Consider the following 8,287-nt stretch of genomic DNA (forward strand, 5'->3'; position numbering starts at 1 on the left):
GGACAAGCATACCGAAGTGTAAAATAACCAGTAATATCAAGGGTTTATCGAACTTTTTATACTTATCAAATTTGATAAGTTTACTTATCAAATTTGATAAGTATAAAAATGTAAAAAAAGACATCTAATTGATGTCTTTTAAAAAAATTTAATAGGTAAATCTTTTTAATGGTTTAGCTCTCATAATTTTTATAAATTGTATCTTTAATCCTTCTTCAATATTATCCCGATCTCCAGCATATAAAATATGAGGATTGATAAATAATGCATAAGACTTTACATTGCTATTTTCTACAATACTTTCAGAACGAGCAATAATCCCTTTTGTATATAATGCCTTTACAACCCTACTCACTTTAGTCTCGCTTGTCTCTAAAGACTTCGATAATTCTCTTTGTGTAAGCGGTAATGGTTGTTTCTTTTTGGGATTATCTACAATTGCATTAGATCCAAAACCTATAAAAGGAATCAAACTCATTAAAAATACAATTTCTTCATTTTTTAAATAAGATATACTTTGTAAATAGCTCCAATTGTCTTGAATAATTTGAACAAATTTGGCTTTGTTTTTTACTTTACGCTCTGGAACTAATTTCATTCCTCTTAAATTAGCTTTTGATTGAAGTTCATTTGCTAAATACATCTCTTCTTCAGACAAAATCTTTGAATTCTCGATATCTCTCAATCTTGCATTTCTTTTCAGCTTGTTCTAAATTGACGAGCTTTGACATAATCTTTCTCCTCTTTCCTAAGATTTTCAACTAGAGAAGAGGAACATTTTATGCTATTATTTTTATAGAATTTAAAAACAAAAACACAATTAAAAATCCCCTCCTATAATTGTTGGTTTGGTCACTTTCAATTTAACACGTGGGGATTTTTTCTTGTAAATATAAAAAAACCTTAAGTAAAAAACTTAAGGTTTTTTATTCATCAAAAATAGTCTCTGAAGGTGCTTCAACAACATTTTCACTTTTTTATCTTCTGATTCATTTAAAACAGAAGTTAGGATGTTTAAAATTATATGGAATATCCTATAAGCCGCAAATACAAAATATGTAGAAGACCAACATATAAAGATAATAAAAACTCAGAACCATCACCTTTATATTTATCAAACATATGCAAAACCAAACAATAAATAGCTAACATTAAACCGATTATTATAGCTTCTTTAATATACCAAGACAAAGTTTCATTAGCACGTGCACTCTTAAGCCTTTTCATAACATTACTAAAATATCAAAATAGAAACCATTGTAGCTAAAAATCCAATGATTATTGCACTTATAGTAACTGTTGCACCTAATATCGGTACAAAATTATTAATAGAAGCTAAATCTATCTTAAATTGAAAAACAACAACAGTTGCAATAGTTCCAAGTAAAAAAGGATACAAGTACTCTATTTTCCCTCATCATAATATAGAGTCATCCCCCTTAAATTTATATTAAAGTCTATAAAACCTTTATACAAAGGACCTATACAAAAAATTCCTTTATATCATTCAATCTCAAATTATAATATTCCTTCATTTTCTTTATAATTACTTTATGGTGAATAGTTTTAAGATTAATCATTTCTTCCAATTTTTCTTCACTAACTTCTCCCTTTTCTATTTTTTCTTTATGTTCTTCCTTTAAAATCTGCATTAATCTCATTTTAACTTCTTCTTCAGTAAAACTAATATATTCAGACATTTTATCACTGATCAAATCAAACTTTTCTACAAGAGAATTTTCATCTTTTTTCTTTCTAACTTCAGCTTTCGTAACAACAGGATCTGCAACCAATTTTTTTAAAGTATTATACAAAGGTAATCTACTTAATTTAGAAGAACCTTTTTTATTTAAACTTATACTTAAATTTATATTTACAGATTCATTTATTGATGAAACATCACCTGTGATAGAACCTAAAGCTCTCTTTGTCTCATTATTAGCTTTTCTTATATTAGCTATAGATATATCTAAACCTCTAATTAAATCTTCCTCTTTAATCTTATCTAATGCATTAGGATAAATAAGAGGTTTAAAAAATATAGTCATTCCTGGAGAATTACAAATATCATTAAAATAATTTGATAAACTACTAGGAGAAAGACTATTAATATTTCTTCGAATCATAATTACAGAAGTTTCAGGATCATATAATACTGAAACTTCTTCACCTAATCCCTCTTGATCAGATAAATCCATAAAAGTATAAGTACCATCATCATGAGTTTTTACAGGATAATTATCTTTTCTTATCCTAATTAAATGCATTTCCCATCTTTCATCACTATTTAAAGCAATCTCCTGTATCCTAGCTACATCTCCAGAAACTTTATAAATTCGACGCTTAGCAGGGATTTTTTGAATAGCAGTAAAAAGTTTAGTTAAATTACATTCTTTTTCCACCATAACATTTTTCTTTTCATCAAACACATGAGCATAAACCTTAAAATAATCAAACTTTATCTTCCTAGATCTTGATGCCATTTCCCATTACCCCCCAATAAAATATAAAAACTTTTTAATCAAAATATAAGCAATATATGCAAATAAAACAAATATAATTAGAAAAAAGTTACATTTATTTTATTTACGTATCTAAATTTTGTAACGAATGTAAACTTTTCAATATTAGTTTACATTCATTTTCCCTTAATCATTGACTTATCACCAATTCTCCTGATATCCTCAATTTATACAACGAAAGTATACATTCAAAACACTATAAACAAAGAGGTCAAAAATCCATGAATAAAAAACCACATCTTATTGATGTCCAACCCATTAGAAGTAAAGAACAGATCGAAGATATGAAATGGAGTCTTAAACGTCATTGTTCCGAACGAGACTATATTCTCTTCCTTATTGGCATCCATACTGGATTACGTGTTAGCGATCTACTCCAAATTGAAACACAAACCATAATAAATTTAAAACGTAAAAAGAGAAAAGAATTCAAGATCAAAGAGGGAAAAACGAAGAAAGAACGCATGATTAACCTTACTTCTATTTTTGATGAAGTATACTCTTATGGCCAAACACTAGAAAGTACCTGGTTATTTCCTTCTCGAAAAGGAGATCAACCCATTAGTAAAATCCAGGCTTATCGACAATTGCAAAAAGCCGGAGACTTCGCGGGTATAGAATCTATCGGGACTCATACCATGCGTAAAACCTTCGGCTATTGGTTCTATAAACAAACAAAAGATGTGGCCATGTTACAAGAAATTCTAAATCACAGCACACCACAAATCACTCTTAAATATATTGGAATTAATAAAGAAGAAAAAGACAATATTTTAGATACATTTTTTATATAAAAAATGTATCTAAGCAAAATTCATTGGTACACTTGAAAACATATCTTCATTAGATGCTCTCATTACACCTTTTAATTTTACTGGTAATCCATTTGTAGTTTTAACATTTATTTTTAATGGAAAACTAGGTGTTGTACTTCTAGCAACACCTACAAATATTGCATTAGTAACTAAACCATTATCCATAGTCAAACCACTATTAAAACCACTATTAAACATACTCTCATTAAGACATGTGAAATTTATTTCATCTTCACTATTATCTAAAAGTATTAAATATCTAGATATTGGTTCGGCATAAGATTCAGCTCTAAATTCGACAGTAATATCAGCCTCATTTGTTTTAGAAATATAAGCACGTACATTTTCATATTTTTGTAATCCAGGAACATATGTATTTCTACCATGAACTACATCTATCATTTGTCTAGTAGCAAACTCTAATCCTTTACCATAAACATCAATATACAAATTTTGCAAAAGGATTACAGGCATAATACAATCATCTAATTTAATTGGTATAAACTTTATTTCATCATTATTACTAGTTCTCATCAACATATTTTGCCACTCTAATTGTACCATTTTACTTTCTAAACTATTTTTAGAAACAAAGAAAAAGAAAAACTTACATTTAGTAAGTCCTTCTGACATTTTGTCAATAATCCCATCTCCAGGTTGAATAGACCAACTATCATAGAATATATTTTCTGTACCAAATGTATTAGCAAATACTTGAGCTATTGGTTCAATAATTTGTTTGTCTTTATAAGTGTGACTAAAAAAAATCATATCATTATCAACTACTTTCACTGGTTTTACTCAATTATACAAAATATCTGAAATAAATAAAAAATAACGTACTTATATCAAGAGAATACCTATAGACTGATCTATAATGCATTCCCTTAGTATTTGTATCCTATATTTCTATTCTTTTTTTCAACATTATTACTTAATTAAAAGTAATAAAAAACTCATTTCTTTTTTTACTTCATACTCATCGATTACTTTAATTACAAGCTTATTAATATCCTCATTCCCAAATTGATCTAGATAATAAGAATTGTTCAAAGAAAACTTAATTCCATTCAACATATCAATAAGATCAATAATTCTTTGCTCCCTTAACTGCAATATATCCCCAATACAATAATGACAAATCAATATCCAAAACAAAAAAACAAAAATCAAAATAATAAATGCTAATCCAAAATAAGCTGTGGCTTGTCCAAACTTAAAATTATTCTTTTGATATACCCAATTATTAAAAGCTGTCCAAAGAGGTACAAATACAGCTATCAGTATGGCACTATAAGACATTACAATCGTTGAAAATTTCCTTTTATTTTTTCGCTCAAGATGCTTTTCAAATCTTTCTATACAAAAGTCTAATGCCTCAATATTTTTAGTTTTATACTTATTAGGTTTATGTAAAATCTTTTTATTTATTAAAAACTTCTTTAATAATAAATATTTAAAGGTATACCATTCTTTACTTCCAAATTTAATTTTATGCTCTTTTAAAATACAACTTCGAATATAATTACGAATGAATAATAAAGAAGTAATAAATAACTCTGTTTCAAATAAAACTATAAACATTCCCATAAAATCTAAGGTCTTTTTAAAAAGAATACATATTGTTATAAAAGATAATATTACACACATTTGTATTATAAAAAACCAAATTACTCTTCTTTTCACAGAATTAAACATAAAAAAAATATTCATTCCTCTATTACAAAAATCTAATAATTCTTTTTCAAACACACTAACAACTCCATTTAATTTTAATATTAAAATTAATTAATTTATAAATCGCAAATTATCCTAAACTTTTTCTCTCCACTAAAAACTTGATATTCTTCTATTCTCCTTTAAATAAACTTATTTCTAAGATTATCACATAAAAAAGGTCTGCAACACATCGTTGCATGCCTTTTTTATAACACTACGATGCGTTTCTTACTATTTAACATTAAAATAATTAAAGTAATTAAAGGAGGTACATATATGGACATTGGAAAAAAAATAAAACATTTAAGATTAATAAATAATATGACACAAGAAGATGTAGCCAGCCAATTATTTATTTCAAGACAAGTTATATCTAAATGGGAACTAGGAAAAAGTCTTCCTGATCTAACCAATTTATTAGCCTTAAGCAATCTATTTAATGTTTCAATTGATTCTTTATTAAAGGAGGATTCAAATTTGCAAAATCAGATAATAAAACAAAGCAATTATAAAAGATATTTATTAATAGCCGCTCTCTACATATATTCTTTAATTACTATTGTTGTTATATTTTATTGTCTCATTGCCTTTTTACTTATACCAAAAGACATAAAAACATCAGATCTAAAGGTTATTAATTCCCACTTTTATCAAGAAAGCGATAAAAAAGAAATTTTATATATTTATAGTAAATTAACACCGTTTTTTTCCAATTATTCAGGAGATTATAGCATTCAAACAAAAGAACAAGAAATAAACATTCATGCTAATCGAAATTCAATTCCTTTTAAAAATAAAGATGTCTTATTTTCAATTGAAAAAGACATACCCCATGGAATAGATTGGGAAGAAAAAGATGTTTACATTGTAGATGAGAACAATAAAAAAATACTTATATATAACCATAAAAATAAACAACTGTATTACCAACTAAAAAATTAAAAAGTAGGCGATCAAAATTAAAAACATTTACAAATATTTTTTTATACTAACTACGCTTATTCTTAATATAATTAGTTCTCTACTCATTATGAATACTGGATTTACGCCAGGGAATATGCTATTTGCTATTACATTTTTATTTTTCACCATGCTATTCCAATCAACTACAATGCTATTTATTGTATATATGATTAAAAATGATACATCTAAAAAGATAAAAATAATATTATATGTTTTTTTAACACTCGATATATTTATCTTTTTATCCTTGCTATACATGGCATATATAGTAACAACATCATTAAAATATTATTAACATCTTTATAGCAAGGGAATGCTTGTAAACTGATCTATACTGCATTCCCTTATTGTATGTATGCTATATTCTTATTCGCCTTTTTCTAACAGTAGAACCACGAATCTTGGCGAAGACATTTGTTTTTGCCCTGTCCTGGGGTCCGTCCTCGCTTTTTATTCCACGGTTCCCTTGACCACGAGCCTCCGAACCCTCAAACTCCCAAAGCTAACCCCAGCGGGCAAAAACCGCCCTTCTGGGGCCACCCCTGGCGAGTTTGCATGAGGGTTCCCCTCATCGTCAAGGAACTTTCGCGGCATAAACGCCAGGACTCAGATTATAAATCTCAAAATAATTATTTTCCAAATAACCTCGCAAAAAAACCTTTGGATTCCGTAGATGCTGTTAATGATTTTGTTTCTTGTACTTCACGAATTGTTTCAAGTAACTTCTGATCCCGTTTCTCTAACTTATTATCAATATAGTCTTGTTGTTTTTGTAATTGTTCAATTAACAACTTATTAAATTCTTCTTGTTTCTCACTATATTCTCTAAGTTTACTAACTTCATTTTTTAATGCTTTTAATTCTTCAGCTAAAATCTCTCCAGCTTCTTTACTAGGAACAGGCTTTATACTCTCTCCACCTGTAGCAAAGTAATGTTCAATTTGTTTTATTGAATAATTCTGTTCTCGATGTAATTGCTTAACTATCTTCATTTGCTCAAGAGCTTTTTCATCAAAAATATTGTAACCTGACTCATTTTTCTCTAAAGGAATATATGTCTTTAATTCTTTCATCCAATTCCTTATAACATTTGGTGATTCATCTAAATATAATGCAACTTCTTTAACAGTCATCGCTATATAACCTGGGTTTTCTCCACCTAGGTATTCACTTTTATCCATCTTTTTACCCACCTTTAAAACCTAGATAAAAACCTAAATATTTTTAATATCAAGGGTTATTTCCAAAAAAATCAATCTTAAAACCTAAGTATTAAACCTAGGTTTTTACTAATTCATTCTACTAAGGTTTATATCCTTCTGTCATATGAAAATAACGGAATTTTTCATAGCTCCAATTCATACTTCATTTAGCAAAGATCTTAGCCGCGCCACAAAAAGTTTTCTAATAACCTTGCAATAAGCCAAAACTAAAATCATTCTTTTATTTTTTAACATAGTAAATTTCGGCTAAAAGATAAGTCATTTTATAAAATTGGAAATTCCGAATCAAAAAAGAGAGAAGAGCATAAGGGGTTTTTGGGCCCAACTAGGGGTTGGGACTAGGCAGAGCCTAGCTTAAACGTGGGTACACGAAAATTCCCAGGATGTCCACTCACTGACGACACAAAACCCACCAAATGTCCCCATTGTGTCCCTAGATGTAGACTCAGTGAGTACACAAAGTCCCTTTGATGTCTCCATATGAGTACTCACTAACGACATGATATTTTTAATAAATTGCAATCAAACATTACTTTAAAATACTAAAAGAAAACAATAGGCATTAAATAAATATAGATCCTTAATCTAGAAATAAATAACAACAAAATACAAAATGCTATTCAGACGCTTCAGAATCCTTTTTAAAGAATATAAATCTAAAACAATACTATTTGTCGTAAAAACGAAAATAAACGCTTAAAAAAGAAAACAAACAGGTTTAAAAGAAGGTTTTCCTTTGCTTTTGGGGTTGAGGTTGGTTCGTCGTGTGGGGACGAGCCCCCACGTATTACGTATCTATCAATATGGTAAGTGAAATTATTAGACGAAGGCACTAGCGGTTCGGCTCGTATAATAGTAAATTCAAGCCGATGATCATAATAGTTGCTTTTGGATGTATCGGCTTGGTGATATCCAAACTCGAGCCGAAAAAAGTTCCGCAAGGATGTAGCAAAGCGAAAAGGGTGGAGATTTTCTGTAGCAAAGCGAAAGAAAATACGACCCGTTCCTTGCGGAACTTTTAGCCCTTTATATAGAGAGTGAGAAG

Annotated in this window: 7 protein-coding genes; 2 read left to right on the forward strand and 5 right to left on the reverse strand. The window is 28.5% G+C overall.

All coding sequences use genetic code 11. The features are described 5' to 3' along the window. Positions 1–148 precede the first annotated feature (148 nt). Both AC241_RS32350 and AC241_RS32355 read right to left on the reverse strand, forming a co-directional pair. Positions 149–658 carry a MarR family transcriptional regulator gene (locus AC241_RS32350; protein ID WP_230690674.1) on the reverse strand — a complete coding sequence of 170 codons (510 nt, stop codon included), beginning with the start codon at positions 656–658 and terminating at the stop codon, positions 149–151. An 823-nt stretch (positions 659–1,481) separates the two neighbouring features. Then, positions 1,482–2,483 (reverse strand): DUF6731 family protein, encoded by a 1,002-nt coding sequence (locus AC241_RS32355; protein WP_050845807.1) that lies wholly within the window; start codon positions 2,481–2,483, stop codon positions 1,482–1,484. A 260-nt stretch (positions 2,484–2,743) separates the two neighbouring features. On the opposite strand from AC241_RS32355, the gene AC241_RS32360 reads away from it, so the two are divergent. Then, positions 2,744–3,316, forward strand: a complete 573-nt coding sequence (locus AC241_RS32360) for a tyrosine-type recombinase/integrase (protein WP_050845808.1) — start codon at positions 2,744–2,746, stop codon at positions 3,314–3,316. A gap of 9 nt (positions 3,317–3,325) precedes the next feature. Here AC241_RS32360 and AC241_RS32365 read toward each other — a convergent pair whose 3' ends face one another. After that, the gene (locus AC241_RS32365) at positions 3,326–4,129 is read right to left on the reverse strand and encodes a toll/interleukin-1 receptor domain-containing protein (protein ID WP_050845809.1); all 804 of its coding nucleotides are present in this window, start codon (positions 4,127–4,129) and stop codon (positions 3,326–3,328) included. Between the two features lie 138 nt (positions 4,130–4,267). Continuing rightward, complete coding sequence (locus AC241_RS32370) at positions 4,268–5,089, reverse strand: hypothetical protein (RefSeq protein WP_050845810.1); 822 nt, start codon at positions 5,087–5,089, stop codon at positions 4,268–4,270. A 243-nt stretch (positions 5,090–5,332) separates the two neighbouring features. On the opposite strand from AC241_RS32370, the gene AC241_RS32375 reads away from it, so the two are divergent. Continuing rightward, positions 5,333–5,998 carry a helix-turn-helix domain-containing protein gene (locus AC241_RS32375; RefSeq protein ID WP_050845811.1) on the forward strand — a complete coding sequence of 222 codons (666 nt, stop codon included), beginning with the start codon at positions 5,333–5,335 and terminating at the stop codon, positions 5,996–5,998. A gap of 650 nt (positions 5,999–6,648) precedes the next feature. Here the strand turns inward: AC241_RS32375 and AC241_RS32380 are convergent. Beyond that, a complete protein-coding gene (locus AC241_RS32380) occupies positions 6,649–7,200 on the reverse strand; it encodes a DUF3967 domain-containing protein (RefSeq protein WP_050845812.1) in 552 nt (183 codons plus the stop codon). Positions 7,201–8,287: the final 1,087 nt, after the last annotated feature.

This window comes from Bacillus thuringiensis (genome assembly GCF_001182785.1).
GTDB lineage: Bacteria > Bacillota > Bacilli > Bacillales > Bacillaceae_G > Bacillus_A > Bacillus_A thuringiensis_S.